16 protein-coding genes are annotated in these 17814 nt (G+C 69.2%); 3 read left to right on the top strand and 13 right to left on the bottom strand.

What is annotated here, in order from left to right; all coding sequences use genetic code 11:
- Positions 1-45 precede the first annotated feature (45 nt).
- From ACQEVB_RS31105 to ACQEVB_RS31095, 3 genes are read right to left on the bottom strand one after another with little or no spacing between them, the layout of a single operon-like run.
- A complete protein-coding gene (locus ACQEVB_RS31105) occupies positions 46-936 on the bottom strand; it encodes a carbohydrate ABC transporter permease (protein WP_432979104.1) in 891 nt (296 codons plus the stop codon).
- Positions 933-1889, bottom strand: a complete 957-nt coding sequence (locus ACQEVB_RS31100) for a carbohydrate ABC transporter permease (RefSeq protein WP_432979101.1) — start codon at positions 1887-1889, stop codon at positions 933-935. Before ACQEVB_RS31100 ends, ACQEVB_RS31105 begins: the two co-directional genes overlap by 4 nt.
- Before the next feature lie 43 nt (positions 1890-1932).
- Positions 1933-3213 carry an ABC transporter substrate-binding protein gene (locus ACQEVB_RS31095; protein ID WP_432979098.1) on the bottom strand — a complete coding sequence of 427 codons (1281 nt, stop codon included), beginning with the start codon at positions 3211-3213 and terminating at the stop codon, positions 1933-1935.
- 160 nt (positions 3214-3373) lie between these two features.
- Between ACQEVB_RS31095 and ACQEVB_RS31090 the strand changes: the two genes are divergently transcribed.
- The gene (locus ACQEVB_RS31090; RefSeq protein ID WP_432979095.1) at positions 3374-4918 is read left to right on the top strand and encodes an alpha-N-arabinofuranosidase; all 1545 of its coding nucleotides are present in this window, start codon (positions 3374-3376) and stop codon (positions 4916-4918) included.
- Between the two features lie 3 nt (positions 4919-4921).
- On the opposite strand, the gene ACQEVB_RS31085 is transcribed toward ACQEVB_RS31090, so the two are convergent.
- The 4 genes from ACQEVB_RS31085 to ACQEVB_RS31070 form a co-directional block, all read right to left on the bottom strand.
- Positions 4922-5923, bottom strand: a complete 1002-nt coding sequence (locus ACQEVB_RS31085; RefSeq protein ID WP_432979092.1) for a LacI family DNA-binding transcriptional regulator — start codon at positions 5921-5923, stop codon at positions 4922-4924.
- Positions 5924-6011: 88 nt separating this feature from the next.
- Entirely contained in the window at positions 6012-8012 is a 2001-nt protein-coding gene (locus tag ACQEVB_RS31080) for an ABC transporter permease subunit (RefSeq protein WP_432979089.1), read from the bottom strand.
- Between the two features lie 5 nt (positions 8013-8017).
- Complete coding sequence (locus tag ACQEVB_RS31075) at positions 8018-9448, bottom strand: extracellular solute-binding protein (protein WP_432979086.1); 1431 nt, start codon at positions 9446-9448, stop codon at positions 8018-8020.
- A gap of 116 nt (positions 9449-9564) precedes the next feature.
- Positions 9565-10305 (bottom strand): FadR/GntR family transcriptional regulator, encoded by a 741-nt coding sequence (locus ACQEVB_RS31070; protein ID WP_432979083.1) that lies wholly within the window; start codon positions 10303-10305, stop codon positions 9565-9567.
- A 53-nt stretch (positions 10306-10358) separates the two neighbouring features.
- Here ACQEVB_RS31070 and ACQEVB_RS31065 point away from each other — a divergent pair, with 53 nt between their 5' ends.
- A complete protein-coding gene (locus tag ACQEVB_RS31065) occupies positions 10359-11513 on the top strand; it encodes a mandelate racemase/muconate lactonizing enzyme family protein (protein ID WP_432979080.1) in 1155 nt (384 codons plus the stop codon).
- A gap of 190 nt (positions 11514-11703) precedes the next feature.
- Here the strand turns inward: ACQEVB_RS31065 and ACQEVB_RS31060 are convergent, their stop codons facing one another.
- From ACQEVB_RS31060 to ACQEVB_RS31050, 3 genes are all read right to left on the bottom strand, one after another.
- Positions 11704-12930, bottom strand: a complete 1227-nt coding sequence (locus tag ACQEVB_RS31060) for a DUF222 domain-containing protein (protein WP_432979077.1) — start codon at positions 12928-12930, stop codon at positions 11704-11706.
- 437 nt (positions 12931-13367) lie between these two features.
- Positions 13368-13592 carry a hypothetical protein gene (locus ACQEVB_RS31055; protein ID WP_432979074.1) on the bottom strand — a complete coding sequence of 75 codons (225 nt, stop codon included), beginning with the start codon at positions 13590-13592 and terminating at the stop codon, positions 13368-13370.
- A gap of 190 nt (positions 13593-13782) precedes the next feature.
- Complete coding sequence (locus ACQEVB_RS31050) at positions 13783-13959, bottom strand: hypothetical protein (protein ID WP_432979071.1); 177 nt, start codon at positions 13957-13959, stop codon at positions 13783-13785.
- Positions 13960-14774: 815 nt separating this feature from the next.
- Between ACQEVB_RS31050 and ACQEVB_RS31045 the strand changes: the two genes are divergently transcribed.
- Complete coding sequence (locus ACQEVB_RS31045; protein ID WP_432979068.1) at positions 14775-15962, top strand: hypothetical protein; 1188 nt, start codon at positions 14775-14777, stop codon at positions 15960-15962.
- Here ACQEVB_RS31045 and ACQEVB_RS31040 read toward each other — a convergent pair.
- The 3 genes from ACQEVB_RS31040 to ACQEVB_RS31030 all read right to left on the bottom strand — a co-directional run bounded on the left by ACQEVB_RS31040 (position 15937) and on the right by ACQEVB_RS31030 (position 17803).
- Positions 15937-16194 carry a hypothetical protein gene (locus ACQEVB_RS31040; protein WP_432979065.1) on the bottom strand — a complete coding sequence of 86 codons (258 nt, stop codon included), beginning with the start codon at positions 16192-16194 and terminating at the stop codon, positions 15937-15939. The genes ACQEVB_RS31045 and ACQEVB_RS31040 overlap by 26 nt on opposite strands.
- A gap of 180 nt (positions 16195-16374) precedes the next feature.
- A complete protein-coding gene (locus tag ACQEVB_RS31035; RefSeq protein ID WP_432979062.1) occupies positions 16375-16995 on the bottom strand; it encodes a TetR/AcrR family transcriptional regulator in 621 nt (206 codons plus the stop codon).
- Entirely contained in the window at positions 16988-17803 is an 816-nt protein-coding gene (locus tag ACQEVB_RS31030) for an endonuclease/exonuclease/phosphatase family protein (protein WP_432979059.1), read from the bottom strand. Before ACQEVB_RS31030 ends, ACQEVB_RS31035 begins: the two co-directional genes overlap by 8 nt.
- Between the last annotated feature and the right edge of the window lie 11 nt (positions 17804-17814).

Raw genomic sequence — 17814 nt, 5'->3', positions numbered from 1 at the left:
CCGCGGCCACGCGCTGTGTGACGTCGAGCCCCCCATCCGGGCACCTCAGCCCTTGAACGCTCCGTCGAGGATGCCGGCCACCATGCGGCGCCCGACGATGACGAACAGCACGAGCAGCGGGAGCGTGGCGAGGAACGAGCCGGCCATCGCGAGGCCCAGGTCGATCTGGAGCTGGGTCTGCAGGGCCTTGATGGCGATCTGCACGGTGAAGCGTTCCGGCGACTTCAGCACCACGAACGGCCAGAGGAAGTCGTTCCACGCCGTCACGAACCCGAACAGCCCCAGCACGAAGGCTGCCGGCCGCACGATCGGGAACGCGATGCGCCAGAAGATCTGCCACGTGCTCGCGCCGTCGATGCGGGCGGCCTGCATCAGCTCGTCGCTGATCGTCGACGCGATGTGCTGGCGCATCCAGAAGATCCCGAACGCGCTCGCGAGCCCCGGCACGGTCACCGCCTGCAGGGTGTCCACCCAGCCCAACCAGGAGACGATCATGTACTGGGGGATGATCGCGAGCTGCGTCGGCACCGTCATCGTGAGCACGACCAGCAGGAACAGGACGTTGTTGCCGCGGAAGCGCAGCTTCGCGAACGCGAACCCCGCCAGCGCGCACAACAGGGCCTGCCCGACGCCGATGGTCAACGCCACGGCCAGGCTGTTCATGATCGACTGCAGGAACGGCACCGTGGTCAGCACGAGCTCGGTGTGCTGCAGGAGGTTCCCGCCCGGCAGGACCTCGGGCGGCATCTTGTACGCGGTGGCCGTGTCGGTCGAGGCGACGATGAACATCCAGTAGAGCGGGAACAGCGCGGCGAACGCGGCGATCCCCACCAGCAGGTAGTTCCACCACGGGACGCGCCCGAGGCGGCCGCCGGACCGCCCGCCCTGGACGACCGGCGGCGCGCCGACCACCGGCTCGATCACGGGCTCCGTCATCGACCCTCCCCCCGGATCCGGCTCGACAGCAGGTAGTTGATCGCGGCGACGACCACGACCATCACGAACAGCGCGACGCCGATCGCCGCGCCGTAGCCGAACCGGTACTGGCCGAAGCCCTGCTCGTACAGGAACAGGGTGAGCGTCTGGCACTGCCGCGCCGCACCGCAGGTCTGGTTGTTGGTGGTGGACAGCAGCAGCGGCTCGGTGAAGATCTGCAGGCCGCCGATCGTCGACGTGACGACCGTGAAGATGATCACCGGCCGCAGCGACGGGACCGTGATGTGGCGGAACTGCGCCCAACCGCCCGCACCGTCGATCGCCGCTGCGTCGTAGATGTCGCGCGGGACCGCCTGCAGCGACGCGAGGTAGAGCAGGGCGGTGTAGCCGAACCATCGCCAGGCGACCATCGTGGCGAGCAGGACGTGGCTGCCCCACACGGTCTGGGCGAAGTCGATCGCGTTGATCCCGAACAACCCGAGCAACCAGTTGAGCAGGCCGTAGTCACGGTCGAACAGCTGCGCGAAGACGATCGCGGTGGCCGCCACCGAGGTGATGTACGGGACCAGGATCGACATGCGGAAGAACAGCGCGAACCGCAGCCGGGCGTGGTTGAGCACGTGCGCCAGCAGCAGCGCGACCAGCAGCTGCGGGATCGTCGAGAGCAGCCAGATGCTGATCGTGTTGCCCGTCGCGTTCCAGAACCGCGGGTCCGCGAACATCCGCGTGAAGTTGTCGACCCCGATGAACGTCTGGTCGCCGATCGGGTTCCAGTCGAACAGCGCGATGTAGAACGTGAACAGGAACGGGAGCAGCCCGAACACCCCGAACAGCACGAAGAACGGGGCGATGTAGGCGTACGGCGCGATGCGCTCCCGCAGGGGGAGTCGCACCGCGCTCGGGCCGCTCGACACGGCGGGTGGGGCCGGCCGGGTGGGCAGGGTCGCCGTCATGCGCCCTCCCCACCCGAGCCCGTCACCTTGCAGGACATCGCGATTACTTCCCGATGGCCGTGTGGATGTTGCGGATGGCGTCGTCCCAGGCGGTGGCCGGGTTGCCTCCGCTCTGCTCGACGTTGACGAGGACGTTGAGGAACTCCTGGCCGATCGCGCCGGTGTCCGGCCCCATCTTGAACGGCTTCAGCCCCAGCACGGCCTGCGTGTAGATCTTCCCGGTCGGCGCACCGTTGAAGAACGGGTCGGCCTTGCCCGTGAGGCGCGGGTCGGTGTACACGGACGGCGTGGTCGGCAGCGCGCCGACGTCGAGGAAGTGCTCGAGCTGGCGCTGCGGGGACTGCATCTCCTTGATGTACGCCCACGCGGCGGCGGGGTTCTGGGCACGGGCCGGGATGGCGAGGTAGCTGCCGCCCCAGTTGCCGGCGCCGCCGGGGATCGTCGCGACGTCCCACTTGCCCGCCGTCGCGGGCGCGCCCCGGCGGATCTGGCCGAGCAGCCACGACGGCGCGGAGACCACGGCGAAGTCACCTCGGGGGAGGGCCGCGTTCCAGCCCTCCTTGCCGAACGACTGCTTGGCCGAGATGTTCGCGGCGATCGCCTTCAGCGCCAGGTCGAAGGCCGCCTTGACCTCGGGGTTCTTGTCGTAGATCGGGTTGCCGGCGTCGTCGTAGTACTTCTGCGAGACCTGGTTGACGGCCTGGAAGAACACGCTGGTCGGGATGTTGTCCACGAACGGCTTGCCCGTCGCGGCCACGTACTTCTTCCCGGTCTCGATGAACCCGTCCCAGGTCGACCACATCTTCGAGACGGAGTCGCGGTCGGCGGGCAGGCCGGCCGCGGCGAACAGGTCGGCGCGGTAGGCGACGCCCAGGCCGCCGACGTCCGTCGGCACCCCGATGATCTGGCCGTCCTTGGCCTCCGCCTGCTTCATCACCCAGTCGAGGTAGTCGCCCTTGATCTGGTCGGCGCCGAGCTTGCGCAGGTCCTGGAAGTTCTGCGGCTGCTGCACGAACTTGGGCAGGTCGTCGCCCTGGATGAGGACCAGGTCGGGCACCTTGCCGCCGGCGAGGGCGGTGGTGAGCGCCTGCGCGGTCTCGGTGGTGCTGCCGACCTCGGTGAGCTTGACCTGGACGTCAGGATGGAGCTGCTTGTAGGCGTCGACGTCGTGCTTCTGGTCGATGCCGCTGAACGACCAGAACTCGAACGCCTTCGGGTCGCCGCCGCCACCTCCTCCCGACCCGGATCCGGGGGAGCAGGCGCTCACCACGACGAGCGCGGCGGCGGCGACCAACACCGCCAGTGGACGTGTGCGCAGCTTCACGAGATCGCGCCTCCTGCGTCGAAAGATTTCGGGGCCGACGCGAGCGGCTACCACCCGATCGGCTGTGACCGCGGCCACGGTATAACGTCAAACCTCGCCAGGGAAGTCCTAGTTTTCGATCAGTTCGATCGAAAACTTTCGAACCGTGGAGGGTCACCCCATGCCCGCTCGCAGCGTCCGCGCGGTCGTCGATCTCGACGTCGCCGGCCCGACGATCAGCAAGCACCTCTACGGCCACTTCGCCGAACACCTCGGGCGGTGCGTCTACGGCGGGTTCTGGGTCGGGCAGGACTCGCCGATCCCGAACGTCGACGGCCTGCGGCTCGACGTCGTCGAGGCGCTGCGCGAGCTGGACATCCCGAACCTGCGCTGGCCAGGCGGCTGCTTCGCCGACAGCTACCACTGGCGCGACGGCGTCGGCCCCCGCGCGGAGCGGCCGGCCATGGTCAACACCTCGTGGGGGAACGTCGAGGAGAACAACCACTTCGGCACCCACGAGTTCATGGCGCTCTGCGAGCTGCTGGGCGCCGACGCCTACGTCAACGGGAACGTCGGCTCGGGCACGGTCCGGGAGATGAGCGAGTGGGTCGAGTACCTCACCCGCGACGGCGACTCGCCCATGGTCCGGCTGCGCAAGGCCAACGGCCGCGACGCGCCGTGGAAGGTCCCGTTCTGGGGCATCGGCAACGAGGCCTGGGGCTGCGGCGGGAACATGCGGCCCGAGGCCTACGCCGACCTGGCCACCCGCTACGCCACGTTCCTGCACGACCACGACGGCAACACGCTGTGGCGGATCGCGGCCGGCGCGGCCGACGACGACCTGGCCTGGACCGAGGCGCTGATGAAGGCGCTCAGCTGCCTGGGCTGCACCCGCGAGCCCCGGCGCATCTTCCAGGCGATCTCGTTCCACTACTACACGCACTCCGGCGACGGGCTCTCGAAGGTCCCGGCCACCGACTTCGACGACGACCAGTACTACGGCAGCCTGGTGAAGGCGGTGGACATCGACCGCGTGATCGCCGCGCACAGCGCCGTGATGGACGCCTACGACCCGCAGCGGCAGGTCGGGCTGGTGTGCGACGAGTGGGGCGTCTGGTGGCAGGTCGAGCCCGGCACGAACCCGGCGTTCCTGTACCAGCAGAACACGATGCGCGACGCGCTGGTCGCGAGCGTGCACTTCGACATCTTCCACAAGCACGCCGCCCGCCTGCGCATGGCGAACATCGCCCAGACCGTCAACGTGCTGCAGGCCATGCTGCTCACCGACGACACGGAGGAGGCCCGGCTGGTGCGCACCCCGACGTTCCACGTCTTCGAGATGAACAAGGGCCACCACGACGCGGTCTCGGCGCCCGTCCACGTGGTCGAAGGGCCCGAGGCCGTCACTGTCGGCGAGGCGCAGCTGGTCCCGGTGTCGATCTCGGCCAGCACGAAGGCGGGCCGGGCGCTGGTCTCGGTCAGCAACCTCGCGCTCGACACCGACCTGGCGCTGCGCCTGGATCTGCGCGGCCGGGCGGTCACGGCGCCGCGGGCGCGGATCCTCACGGCCGACAAGCCGCAGAGCCACAACACGTCGACGGCGCCGGACGCCGTCGCGCCGACGCGGCTGCAGGTCTCGCTGGAGCCCGGCACGCTGGGCTCGACCGAGCTGGCCGTGCGGCTGCCCCCGCACTCGTTCGCCACCGTGGAGGTGGACGTGGCCTGAGCGTCAGGCTCGGCGCGTGGACTCCCGCTCCACGATGCGCGCCGCCGGCATGACGACGCGGGCGGCGACGGGGCTCGGCTGCGCGCCGATCCGCTCGACCAGCAGCGTGCAGATGGCGTCGGCCATCGCGGCGTTGCCCGGCTCGACGGTGGTGAGTGAGGGGACGCTGAACCGGCCGTCCTCCAGGTTGTCGAACCCGACGACCTGGACGTCCGCGGGGACCCGCAGACCGGTGTCGGCCAGTGCGCGCAGCGCGCCGATCGCGGCCGAGTCGGTGAGGGCGAAGACGGCGTCGAACGCGATCCCGCGCTCCACGAGCGCGTGCGTCGCCGCGTAGCCGTCGGGGCTCGCGAACTCCGAGCGCACGACCAGCTCGTCGGCCACGGGCAGGCCGGCGGCCTCGTGCGCCTGCCGGTAGCCGCGAGTGCGCAGCTGCGGCATCGACTCCTCGTCGCCCGACTGCCCGCCGAGCAGCGCGATCCGCCGGGCCCCGCGGCGCAGGAGGAGCTCGGTGGCCATCCGCGCGCCGCCGACGTTGTCCATGAGCACGTGGTCGAACCGGGCCGGCACGGCCCGTTCCCCGATCAGCACCACGGGTGTGTCGACGTGCAGCTTCTCCAGGTCGGCCGCGTCGCCGGCGACCACGCTCAGCACGAAGCCGTCGTAGCTGCTCAGCCTGGCCGCGGTCAGCGCGTCCAGCTCCGCGGTGCGGCGGGCGCCCGTCCGCTCCACCGCGAGGCGCAGCCCGTGCACCTCGAAGCGTTCGGCCAGCTGCGCGGCGAGCTGGGCGTAGTACCCGGGCTCGAAGCCGGGGACGGCGAGCCCGACGACGCCGGTGCGGCCCATCCGCAGGTTCCGGGCCGTGATGTTGACCTGGTAGCCGAGCTCGGCGATGGTCTCGAGCACCCGCAGCTTCGTCAGTTCGCTGACGCGCTGCGAGCGCCCGTTGATCACATTGGACACCGTCATCGTCGAGACGCCGGCGCGGCGGGCGACGTCGGTCATCGTGACTCCGCCTCGACGGCGGCCTCCGACCTCGCCCAACCTGCACCTTCCCGCCCGCGCGCCCGAGCGGGAACCCTACCCGCCCGGATCAGCCCTTGACCGCACCGGCTGTGAGCCCCTCTGTCAGGAACCGCTGCCCGAACGCGTACATGAGCACCACCGGGATCGAGATCAGCAGCGACGCCGCGGCCAGCTGACCCTGCGGCACGACGTCACCGAAGATCATCGACTGCATGCCGACCGGCAGCGTCTTGTAGTCGTCCTTGGTGATGAAGACGAACGCGAACAGGAACTCGTTCCACGCGTTGGTCAGGGTGAACAGCGCGACGGCGAGCAGCCCCGGTTTGGCCAGCGGCAGCACGATCCGCACGAACGCCCCGAACCGCGTGCACCCGTCGACCAGCGCCGACTCCTCCAGGTCGGCCGGGATCGACTTGAAGTAGCCCACCAGCAGCCACGTCGCGAACGGCAGCGTGAACGTGGGGTAGGCGACCACGAGCGACCACAGGGAGTCGTTGAGCCCGATGCCGCTCATCATCTGGTACAGCGGGATGAACAGCAGCGCACCCGGCATCACGTAGGTGAGCAGGATCGTCACCGTGAAGCTCTCCGAGCCCCGGAACTTCAGCCGCGCCAGCGCGTAGCCCGCGAGCGCGGCGCAGACCAGTGCGATCAGCGTCGACGCCCCGGCCACCAGCACGGTGTTGAGGTACCAGTTTCCGAACGAGTGGCCCGAGAACAGGTTGGTGAACTGCTCGGTGCTCCACGGGGTGGGCCACAGGTCGCTGTAGCGCGCGACGATCTGGTCGTCCGACTTGAACGCCGTGACCGTCATCCAGTAGAGCGGGATCAGCACGAACGCCAGCAGCGCGACCAGCGCGAGGCCGGAGCCCACGCCGTTGACCAGGCGCGCAGCCGCACGGTTGCCGCGTGCGGCGAGCGTCGAGACGACCCGCCCGACGAGAGCCGCGAGCAGCACGAAGAAGCCGAGGACGGCTGCCGCCTTCCACACGATGTGCGGCGACGCCCAGATCAGCACCAGCACGGAGACCGCGACGATCACCCACGGCAGCGCCCGCCGCTGCGCCGGGGTCAGTCGCCGCTGTCCGAGGTCGCCGCTGCGCGGCTGGTCGCTGCTGCGCATCATCCGCACCAGGATCACCACGAGGATGCCGATGATCGGCAGCATCACCAGCGTTGCTGCCGCGCCCGCGCCCAGCTGCAGCTGCTGGATGGCCTTGGAGTAGGCGACCATCACGTACGGGGCGGTCGAGTCACCGGGACCGCCCTGGGTCATCAGCCAGATCAGGTCGAAGTTGTTGAACGTCCAGATGGACGACAGCAGCACCGTGACGATCATGACGTGGCGCAGCCCCGGCAACGTGATGTGCACGAACCGCTGCCACGGCGAGGCGCCGTCCACCATCGCCGCCTCGTAGAGGCCGCTGTCGATGGCCTTGAGCCCGGCGAGGAACGTGACCGTGAAGAACGGGATGCCCTTCCACACGTTCACCAGGATCACGGCCGGCATCGCGAGCTGCGGATCGGACAGCCACTCCGCCGGCCAGCTGTCCACGAGCCCGATCGAGGCGAGCATCGGCCCGATCCCCGAGTCCGTGAGCAGCACGTTCACGCTGCCGAAGATCGGGTCGAACAGCGAGCGCCAGGTGAACGCCGTGACGACCGTCGGCACCACCCACGGCAGCAGGATGACACCGGCGAGGACCGCCCGACCCCGCCGCATGTGGTGCAGCATCAGCGCGGCGATGAGCCCGAGCGTGACCTTGAAGATCTCCGCGTAGGCGGTGAAGACGAACGAGTTGAGCACGCCCGTGTGGAACACCCGGTCGCCGATGAGCGCGACGTAGTTGTCCAGCCCGACGAAGACCGTCTCCGCACCGTGCCGCTCGGTGGTGCTGGTGACCACGGAGCTGACGATGGGGAAGAGGATCAGCCCCGCGATGAGCAGCCCCGCGGGCGCGACGAACGCCACGGCGAGGCGCCAGTCGCGACCGAGCAGCCGCTGCGTCGCGGGGCGCACGGACGGGTCCCCGGCCGGCGGGCGGGCGCGCGCCGGGCGGGGACTCACGACGGTCACTGCTTGTAGCCCTGCTGCTCGAAGATCTGCACCATCCGGCTGTGGGTGGTGGCCACGGCCTGCGCCGCCGGAGTGCCCGTGATGACGGCGTGCATCATGTCGGTGAGCAGGTAGGCGGCGATGCCGGCCTGCTGGCCGGGGCTCGGGGGCTGCGGGAACGCGAAGCCGGTCTTGGTGGTCAGCGGGAGCTTGAGGCGGGTCTGCTCCCGGATCGCGGCGAAGGCGGGATCACCGCTGGTGTAGTAGGGGTCGGAGTCCCACACCTTCTCCCACGACGGGTTGACCAGGCAGGGTGCCCCTTGCGCCACGCCCAGCAGGGCGCTGCCGCTCACCATGAACTTCGCCACCTGCTTGGCCAGATCGGGGTTCTTCGCGCCCTTGAAGATGACGAAGGAGTTCGACTGCCCGAACGCGATCGGCTGGTCGATGGCCGGGCCGGTGGCGCCGCTGATCACGTGCGTGTTCCCGTAGACCGGGTTGTTCTTGGTCTTCGAGTCCGCGTACACGCTGAACTGGTTGAGGGTGAGACCGAGGATCTGGGCGAGCCAGTTCTCGTTGTTGCTGGAGTCGGTCCAGCTCTCGATCCCGGGCGGGAGCATCGGCTTGTACTTCGGGTTCGTGTAGATGTCGCCGATGAACGAGACCGCCTCGACGGTCTCCGGCGAGTTGAGCGTCACCTTCCGGCCGGTGTTGTCCGCGATCGCGCCGCCGTAGGTGTTGATGACGTTCTCGATGAACCCGTTGGCGTCGCCGGACCGGTTCACGGTGAGGCCCCACCCGAACCGGCGCTTGGACGGGTCGGAGACCGCCAGCGCGTTGTCGCGCAGCTCCTCCCAGCTGTAGTGCGGCTTGAGGGCGATCCCCTTCTCCGCGTACCAGTCCTTGCGCAGGTACATGCCGGACGCGATGAAGTGGTACGGGATCGCGAACCAGCGGCCGTCGAACACGCAGTAGTTGTTGGCCTCGGCGGCGGGCTCGCCGTAGAGCTTCTTCATCTCGTCGACGACGTCGGTGACGTCGACGAGGTCGCCCAGGTTGTGCAGCTGGCCGACGAACCGGGAGTCGCTCATGAAGGCGAGGTCGCGGGTCGTGCTCGCCTTCACGTCGGCGTCCATCTTCGCGATCATGTCTCCGGCGTCGCCGGAGACCAGGTCGTTCGTGACGGTGGTGCCGGTGGCCTTCGCGAACGCCTGCAACGACCGGTCGAGGGCCTTGTTGGCGGACTCGGAGTACAGCTTCTGGGAGAGCATCCCGACCGAGCCGCCGCGCAGCGGGGCCGCGGCGTCGAGGATCGCTTGTGGCACCTGCACGTCGACCTGCGGTGCGGCGGGTGGACCGCCTCCGCAGGCCGTGAGCGCGACGGCGCCGAGGGCGCTCGTCCCCAGGAACTTGCGCCTCGACCAGACCGGGCTTGCCGAATGTGTCATCGCGAACTCCTCCTCCGTCCCGCGCTGGGACCCTGCCGAGAGTGGGGGCCAGGTGGAGCGGTCCGTTGCGGACACGCAACGGCTCTCCCTGGCCCCGTTGCCGGGAGAGCCGCCCATCAGTCGGGTGCGCCGTTCCGCTGGGGCTCCCGGCTCGCCGTCCTGGCGAGCAGCGGGGCCTGGCCGCGGACGTGGTCGCGCATGGCCGCGCGCGCCGCGTCCGGGTCGCGGTTGGCGAGGGCCTGGTAGATCTCCGCGTGGTCGGCGGTGGCGGCGGGCAGGTTCGACTGGTTGGTGACCCGGCGGCTGGCCGCGCCCAGCCAGCGCGCCGAGTACATGATCCGGTCGAGTATGCGGTTGTCCGCCGCCCGGCAGATCTCCATGTGGAACTCGTGGTCGACCTCGAGGTAGGCGTCCGAGTCGGACTCCAGGCTCGCCATGCGGTCCAGCGCGGCGCGGAGCCGGTGGAGCGTCTCGTCGGTGATGGCGACCGCGGCCATCGCGGCGAGCTCCGGCTCCAGCAGCTCACGCACCTGGTGCAGCTCGCGCAGCAGCCCGTCGACGTGGTCCTGAGGGAGCCACTCGATCAGCTGGGGGCTCAGGTAGTCCCACTCGGCCTGCGGCCGGACGGTGACGCGGCGGCCCTGCGCGATGTCGACGACGTCGAGCGACGCGAGGATCTTGAGCGTCTCGCGGGCCACCACGCGGGAGACGCCGAACTCCTGCGCGATGTCGAGCTCGGAGGGCGCCCGGCCGTCCTCGATCCGGCCGGCGACGATCCGCCGGATGAGCTGTGCGGCCACCTGCACCGGGAGCGTGCGGAGCTTGACACCGCCAACGGCCTCTTGTCGGCTCGGCATGTCATCAGCTTATATGACAAGTGGCCGCTGTCACACCCGATTGGGGGAAGTTTATGCGGATCGTCGACGTACGGACAGCGGTGGTCGCCTACCACGGGCAGGCCACCCTGGTGCGGATCGACACCGACGAAGGCCTCACCGGCTTCGGTGAGGCGAACCCGGACGCCGGCGCGGCCGGTGTCGTGGGTCTGATCAACTCGATGAAGGAGCTGCTGGTCGGCGAGGATCCGCGCGACGTCGAACGGTGCTGGGAGAAGCTCAGACGGCGCGTCTTCGCGGGTCCGCAGGCCGGGGTCTACGTGATCGCGTTGAGCGGCATCGAGCTGGCGCTGTGGGACCTCGCGGGCAAAGCCGCAGGTCAACCCGTCCACCGGCTGTTGGGCGGGAAGTTCCGCGATCGGATCCGCCTCTACGCCGACTGCGGCGACGGTGACGATCCCGCCGGCTCCGTCGCGGGCTGCGTCGACCGCGCGCAGCGGATGGTCGAGGAAGGCTTCACGGCCATCAAGTTCGACATCGACGACCTGAACCACCCCGCCAAGTTCGATGCGTTCAACCACACGGTGAACGCCTCTGAGCTGCGTTCGATGGTCGAGCGCGTGGGTGCGGTGCGGGACGCCATCGGCCCCGACGTCGACCTCGCGATCGACCTGCACGCCCGCTACGACGTGCCGAGCGCCTGCCGGATCGCGTGGGAGCTGGAGCCGTTCAACCTGATGTGGCTGGAGGAACCGGTCCCTGCGGAGAACGTCGACGCCCTCGTCCGGGTGCGCGCGCAGACCCGCACCCCCATCTGCGCCGGCGAGAACCTCTACCTCCGGTGGGGGTTCCGCGAACTGCTGGAGAAGGGCGCGGTGGACGTGATCGAACCGGACGTGCCCAAGTGCGGCGGCCTCGCCGAGGCGAAGAAGATCGCGAACCTCGCCGAGATGCACTACGTCCCGTTCGCCCCGCACCTGGTGTCCACGCCGCTGGGCACGATGGCCACCGTCCACCAGTGCGCCGCCATCCCCAACTTCTACGTGCAGGAGTGGCACGCCCTCGACGAGCGCGAGGTGTGGGACAGCTACGTGGTCGCCCCCGACACCAGCGGCTCGATCGTGAAGGACGGCTACATCACCCTCCCCGAAACCCCCGGCATCGGCGTCGAACTGGACATGGACGGCGTCCGCAAGCACGCGGTGCCCGGGTTCGGCATCTTCGAGTAGCTGGCTCCGCTGTAGACGCGGTGGTGTCTCGGGGCTCCGCCCCGAACCCCGGCCCTCCTCTGGTGGAGCGGGGACGAGCGGGTCGGCTCCACCGTCGATCGGTCGCCCTGACGGGATGCTGCGGCGTTGCTGCGCACGCCCGATCGACGGTGGAGCCTCAGACCGTGCCGCGGGCACAGTGGTGCCGTGCTCATGACTGGGTCCAGAGGTCGGTCATCCAGGGTGGCGGGATGAACTCCGGTTTCCCGGATGACATGTCGATGCGCCACTCGGTGGAATGGATTTGATCATGGTGTTGGCAGCAGAGCATGACCAGGTTGCGTAGGTCGGTCGGTCCGCCGTGTTGCCACTCGATCACGTGGTGGACTTCGCACCAGCTCGGTGGTCGGTCGCAGCCGGGGTGGGCGCAGCCATGGTCGCGGGCGGCGACTGCGCGGCGCAGGCGGGGGCTGATGGTGCGGCTGGTTCGGCCGATGTCGACCGGTTCGCTGCGCTCGTCCAGCAGTACCGGGATGAGCTGGGCGTCGCAGGCCAGGCGGCGCAGTTGGCCGGGGGTGAGTTGGCCGCCGGTGTCGAGCATGGCGGAGCGGGCCCGGTCTTCCAGGTCGGTCAGGTTGATGGTGACCACCAGCCGGGGCCGTTCCCCGGCCACCTCGCCGGTGTCGTCGAAGTCGAGAGCGAACCCGCAGATCTCGGCCAGCGCGGCGGCGTTGCGCTCCGCGCTGGTGGTGCCCCGGTTCTCGGGTGTGGGTCGGGTGCGGGCTTCGATCGCGGTGCGGATCGCGGCGAACGCGAGCGGGTCCTCGAATTGCCCGCGCAACCACCCCGACCCGTCGGGGTTGGCGCCCATCTGCAGTTCGTTGCGACCGGGCCGCTCATCCGGCTCCGGCCCGTCCAAATCGGCCGCCGCCAACAGCTCCAGCCCCATCAGCCGGACTTCCCGCGGAGTGAAGGTACGCGCCGCCTCACCGAGGCTGGCCTCGATGGAAATCCGATCCGCGAGACTGATCCGGGCGGCCGGCCGGGAGTTCATCAGCGCGGCGATGGTGTCCACGTGCCGCATCGTGGCCGCACCGTCGGCGAAAGCGGCCGCGGTCGCCGGGAGCACCGGCTCCAATGGCTCGCCATCCAGCGTGGTGCGCGGCCCGACCTGCTGGGCGACGGTGACGTGCCGCCGCGCGGTGTCGTGATCCCACCCGAGCAGATCCTTCAACCCGGCAACGCTGGTGCGATACCCCTTCTCCGCCAACACACCATCGCGCTCCACAGCGGCGATCGCGGCAACCTTGGCCCGGTCGACCTGGCGGGACACACCCTCCAGAACCAGGAGCGCGGCGAGGGGATCGGCGCTGTCGGAAATAGCCGTGAACGCCTGCTCGATCAGGCTCGCGGCCTGTGCGAGCGGGTTCTCGGTCATACCCTGATTCTACCCGAACACGGGTTCGAACGGGTGCGGGTTGTCGCAGGTCAGACACCGTTTGGCGCGGGGTCGAGTGAGGAAGATCGACACGGGTGAGATGAACATCAGCGGGGTTCTGGGCGCGAAAATCCCCGCTCAGGTTCATCTCGCCCGTGTCGATCACGAATAGGCGCGGATAGGAGGCTCCACCGTCGGTCGGGCGTGCAATGCAAGGCCGCGCCGGTGCTCGGGTGGCAAACACGCGTTTCGTTTGCCACCCGAGTGCCGGTGTGGCATCCCGGAGGGCGACCGAGCGACGGTGGAGCCGGCCCGCAAACAGCTCCACCGGAGGGAGGCGCCGGGGTCCGGGGCGGAGCCCCGGAAAGACCGCAACCACCGGCGGCCCGAGGCGGAGCCCCGAAAGCACGAACCGCAACAACCGACAACCCCATCGATCAGAAGAGATCGGGCGTCGTCGGCGTCTCGTCGTCGAGGAACGCGCTGACCATCGGCACCAGCACGGCCGACTGCCCGAAGATGTCGACGTGCGTCGCCGGCAGGATCACCAGCCGCGCGGCCGGAACCGCTCCCCATGTCGTCGCCGCGTCCGCTTCGTCGCCGCCTCGCAGCTTGAGGAAGCTGCGCGTCTTCACGTCGTCCGCATCGCCGGCGATGACCATCGTCTTCGCGGGTATCTATCGCACCTCGGCTCCGGCACCCGGCTGTGGTCACGAAGCTCGTCACCCTGTCGGCCCCCTACCGGAGGGACGGCGCCCCGACGGACCGAGCTCGCCGTACACCTCGTGGTAGAGGTTCAGACCGTTGATCGGCAGCTGGCCGCTGCGGGAAGGTTTCGGCGCCACCCCTGACTCAACTGTCGTGCACCGGCCGAGATTCGCAGAAGGCGCCGGCCCGAGCCGCAGCAGCCGTGACCGCCGCCGCCAGGTCGGCGGAAGCCACGGTGACCGGCTCGTCCAGCACGAGCAACCGGTAGTACAAGGGCGCCCCGAGGTGCCGGACGACCTCGTCGACGTCGTGCGGCCGCACGAGTTCGAGCCGGCTCTGCCAGAACCGGTTGCCGCAAGGGCCGGGTGCGTGCGCGGTCGCCTGTGAACAATGCCCTGACCAGCGCGGACGGCTAATTGGCGATTCAATCGCCCTGCGCTCGGGAATCGCGCGCCATCAATGCGAACCTGGCTGTGGTGCATGGCCAGCGTTCAGGCCGCAGATTGAATCGGCATCGTTTGCAGTGTCCCGTGTCGTCTTGCGCGTGCTGGGCAAGAATTCGCTCGATCATCCCCGGCCGGGCCAGTATGAAAGCGATGACGTCACTGACTGGATCGTCGGGAGGCGGATCCGTGGAAGGAGTCCTGTCTGTCACGTGCCTCATGGGCGAGACCGACGCCGAACTGTGCCCGCCCTGGGGAGCACGCTGGTGGACAGAAATGCAAGGATGGGAAGCAGGCGTGATATCCGGTTCGCTCCCGCCTGTGGCGGACATGGCGTGTGGCAGGCCGTGCAGGGCGGTCCGGGCTCGTTCGCGAGCGCGGCAGCGATCACGACGATTCCGCATACCGCGCGGTAGCGGCCTTGGGCATCCCGCATGCCGGCGTCGAAGCTGTCGGGTGTCACCGCGTGCGAGCGTCCGTCGGAGACCGAAGTCATCTCCATCGGCGCGGCCGACCATGAGTAACTCAACGGGTTTGTCCTTCCTCGAACCCCATTGCGGGCAGCGGCGCGCTGTGGTTCTCCTCCAACCCGGCCGCATCGCTGCCGACCGGGGGTAGCATCCGCGCTGAACGATCCAACGTTGTGGAGGGCCGTGGTCGTGGGTGTTCGGAACTCGAACAGGATGCGGTCCGATGGTTGACAACGACGGAGACCATCCGATCCCCGACTCCTTCTGGTACGAGGAATCAACGGTCCGCGCATTGGGCACGCTCGATATCGCAGGTGTCCTGGGCCGCATCGCGCTGCTTCCTGGGTGGAACCAAGGGCGACTCGCGCAGAAGCTTGGCTATTCGCGCCCGACGATCAACAAGATCCTCAACCGCAGCCGGCCGCTTCATGTTCGTGAGGTCGTCGAGTTCGCCACAGCACTTCGCATTCCGCGCTATCTGGTCGGGTTCACTGACGAGGGAGTGGTGCGCTCCTCCAGGGAAGTGAACGGCGACGACCTCCGGTGGGAGTCGATCAAGAGTTCGACGGCGGAGTTCTCGGCGGTCGAGCGGAAGCATGGCGGGATCGCACTGACGAGGCCACTCGCGCGCAAGGTCAAAGCCTTGGAGGTTCGCGTACGCGACTCGCGTGACATGCGGACGGTTGCGGCGTTCGGGGAGCTGGCCGCATTGGCCGGATACACGTTCTACGATTCGCAGGAATTCCGGCAGGCGGACTACTACTATTCTCTCGCCTTGCAGGCGGCGCACGAGAGCGGCAACGCGACGTTGGTGGGCCAAGTCCGAGCGTTGCTCAGTATGAAGTCGACCTGGCTGGAGAACGGTCGCCAGGGCTCCGCGCACTGCTGTGCCGCCCTCGAGTCGGGCCTGCCGATTCCACCCTCCGTCCGCGCCGTGCTGTTCGGAAGGCAGGCGCGAGCGGAGGCCCTCCGCGGAAACGGATCCAAGGTCGAGAGGTTGCTCGAAAGCTCGCAAGATGCGCGGGCTCAGTCGTCAGCTACGGAATCCGTGGTCGCCTACTGGTCGGATCTTGAGTTCTACGGGAACTCGGGCATCGCGTACAAGGAGCTGGGTCGTAATGACCTCGCCGAGCGGAACCTTGCCGACGCGATCGCGATCGCGGGCGCCTCTGACTCTCGCGACCAGGTGCTCTACCTAGGGATGCTCTGTCGCTTGTACATCAAGCAGGACCGCCGAGAAGAGGCGATCGATCTCGCTCAACGCTGCATCAGCCCAGCGCTGTCGTCCGCGAGAGCGGACCGGCAGCTCACACTCTTCCTCCGAAAGACCACTCATTGGAACGTGCCCGCGATGGCCGAATTCCGCCCGCGCGTCAAGGCCGCCATCACCCGTCCACGGCCGGTGGGTTAATCAGTCTTCCCCCGTGGTCCAGATGCCACCGGTTGTAGCTGCGGAGCTTTTCGGCGGCGCGGGCGTCGATGATGTCGCGCGGTAATTCGTTCGTGGCGACGAAGAACTCGAGTGCGCCCATGACGTCCGCGACTTCCTCGATGACCCGCGTGCGCAAGTCGGTGCCATCCCAGTGCGCTATGTCACCACCGGCACCGATCAGTTTCCCGAGCACCTGATACAGCTCGCCCATCTCCTCGATGAGACGGCTCGTGCCAGGCCAATTCGCGCTGCCGATACTGTATGGGCCCGCAGTGCTCTCAGAATCCTGGTTCGTCACTTCGCACCCTCGATATTTCGTGAAGCCTTTTTCGCGGCCGTGTCGAGCAGCAGCACAGTAGCGCGCACTCGGACCATCGGTGCAGATCGGCGTCTACAACGAGTACGACCGGCTCTGATCCGGTCCGCAGAACGCACCCGCACGAGCCGCGGCGGCCGTGACGGCCGCGGCGAGGTCGGCCGAGCGCGGCGTGACCGGCTCGTCCAGCACGAGCAGCCGGTAGTACAAGGGCGCCCCGAGGTGCCGGACGACCTCGTCGACGTCGGTACCGGCAGGCACCTCACCCCGCTGAATAGCCCGCTCCACGAGCGGTCGCACGAGTTCGAGCCGGCTCTGCCAGAACCGTTGCCGCAGCGGCCGGGTTTGCACTCGGTCGCCGGTGAACACCGCTCTGACCAGCGCGGACGCCGCCGGGTCGGTGAGCATGCGCTGGATGGAGCGGGCCCAGCCGCGCAGGTCGTCGTCGAACGAGCCGGTGTCGGGCACGTCGGCGCGGGCGACGCCGTACCACTCCACCGCGTCCAGCACGAGCCCGGCGTGCCCGCCCCAGCGCCGGTACAGGGTGGCCTTGTTGACCCCGGCCCGCCGCGCGATCGCGTCCAGGCTCACGTCGGCCGTGCCCCGCGAGACCAGCTCGTCGACGGTGGCGCGGAGCACGGCCTCCCGGACGCGCGCGGTGCGCCCGCCGGGCCGCCGCCGCGCGGTGTCAGCCACGCCAGCGCAGATCGACGAGCACGCCCCGGTGGTCGGACGGGTACACGCCGTCGACGGCGTCGCCGATCAGCCGCGCACCCTCGACGTTGACGTGCTGGTCCTCCCGGCCGGGGCGGAAGAAGACGTGGTCGATGCGCTGGTCGACCAGCTGCGGGCCGGCCTCCAGCGGGGCGGACGGGTGGCTGGACGGCAGCGTGACCGCGTCGGCGCGGCCGCCGCCGGCGAGCCACGCGTCGGTCAGCACGTCGCCGACCGGGCGTAGCACGGGCGAGTCGACGGCGGCGTTGAGGTCGCCCATCAGCAGCACGGGGCACGGCCCGTCGAAGCGCGGGCTGGTGGCCAGGTCGGCCACGAACGCGCCTTGGGCGATCCGGTCGTCGGTGTAGGGGATCCCGTACTCCAGGCAGGTCGCCACGATCGGCAGCGGGCCCGCCGGGTGCTGCACCCGGACGGCGAGGGTGACCGGATCCCAGCTGCGGTGCCGCGCGGGCATGACCAGCGACTCGTGGTCAAGGGTCGGCCACCGGCTCAACACCGCGATGCCCAGCTCGACGCCGGCGTGGTCGGCGACCGTGCTGTCGACGGGCGCCGGCGGGTAGGACGGCGCGGCGAACACGGCGTGCATGCCGAGGGCCGCGGCCAGCTCGTCGGCCTGGGTCGTCCCGCCGTCCGCCCAGACCTCCTGCAGCGCCACGACGTCCGGATCGAGGCGTTCGAGGGTCTGCCTGATCGCGGGTCGGCGGTCGCGCCAGCGCGGCCCGAACCGCCACCAGACGTTCCACGTCACCGCGCGCACCGTCCTGTCCACGACCATCACCG

It is taken from the genome of Pseudonocardia sp. CA-107938, from assembly GCF_050936315.1.
Taxonomy (GTDB): domain Bacteria; phylum Actinomycetota; class Actinomycetes; order Mycobacteriales; family Pseudonocardiaceae; genus Pseudonocardia.
Note: the sequence above shows the minus strand (reverse complement) of the source record. Positions and strands in the feature narration are given on the sequence as shown.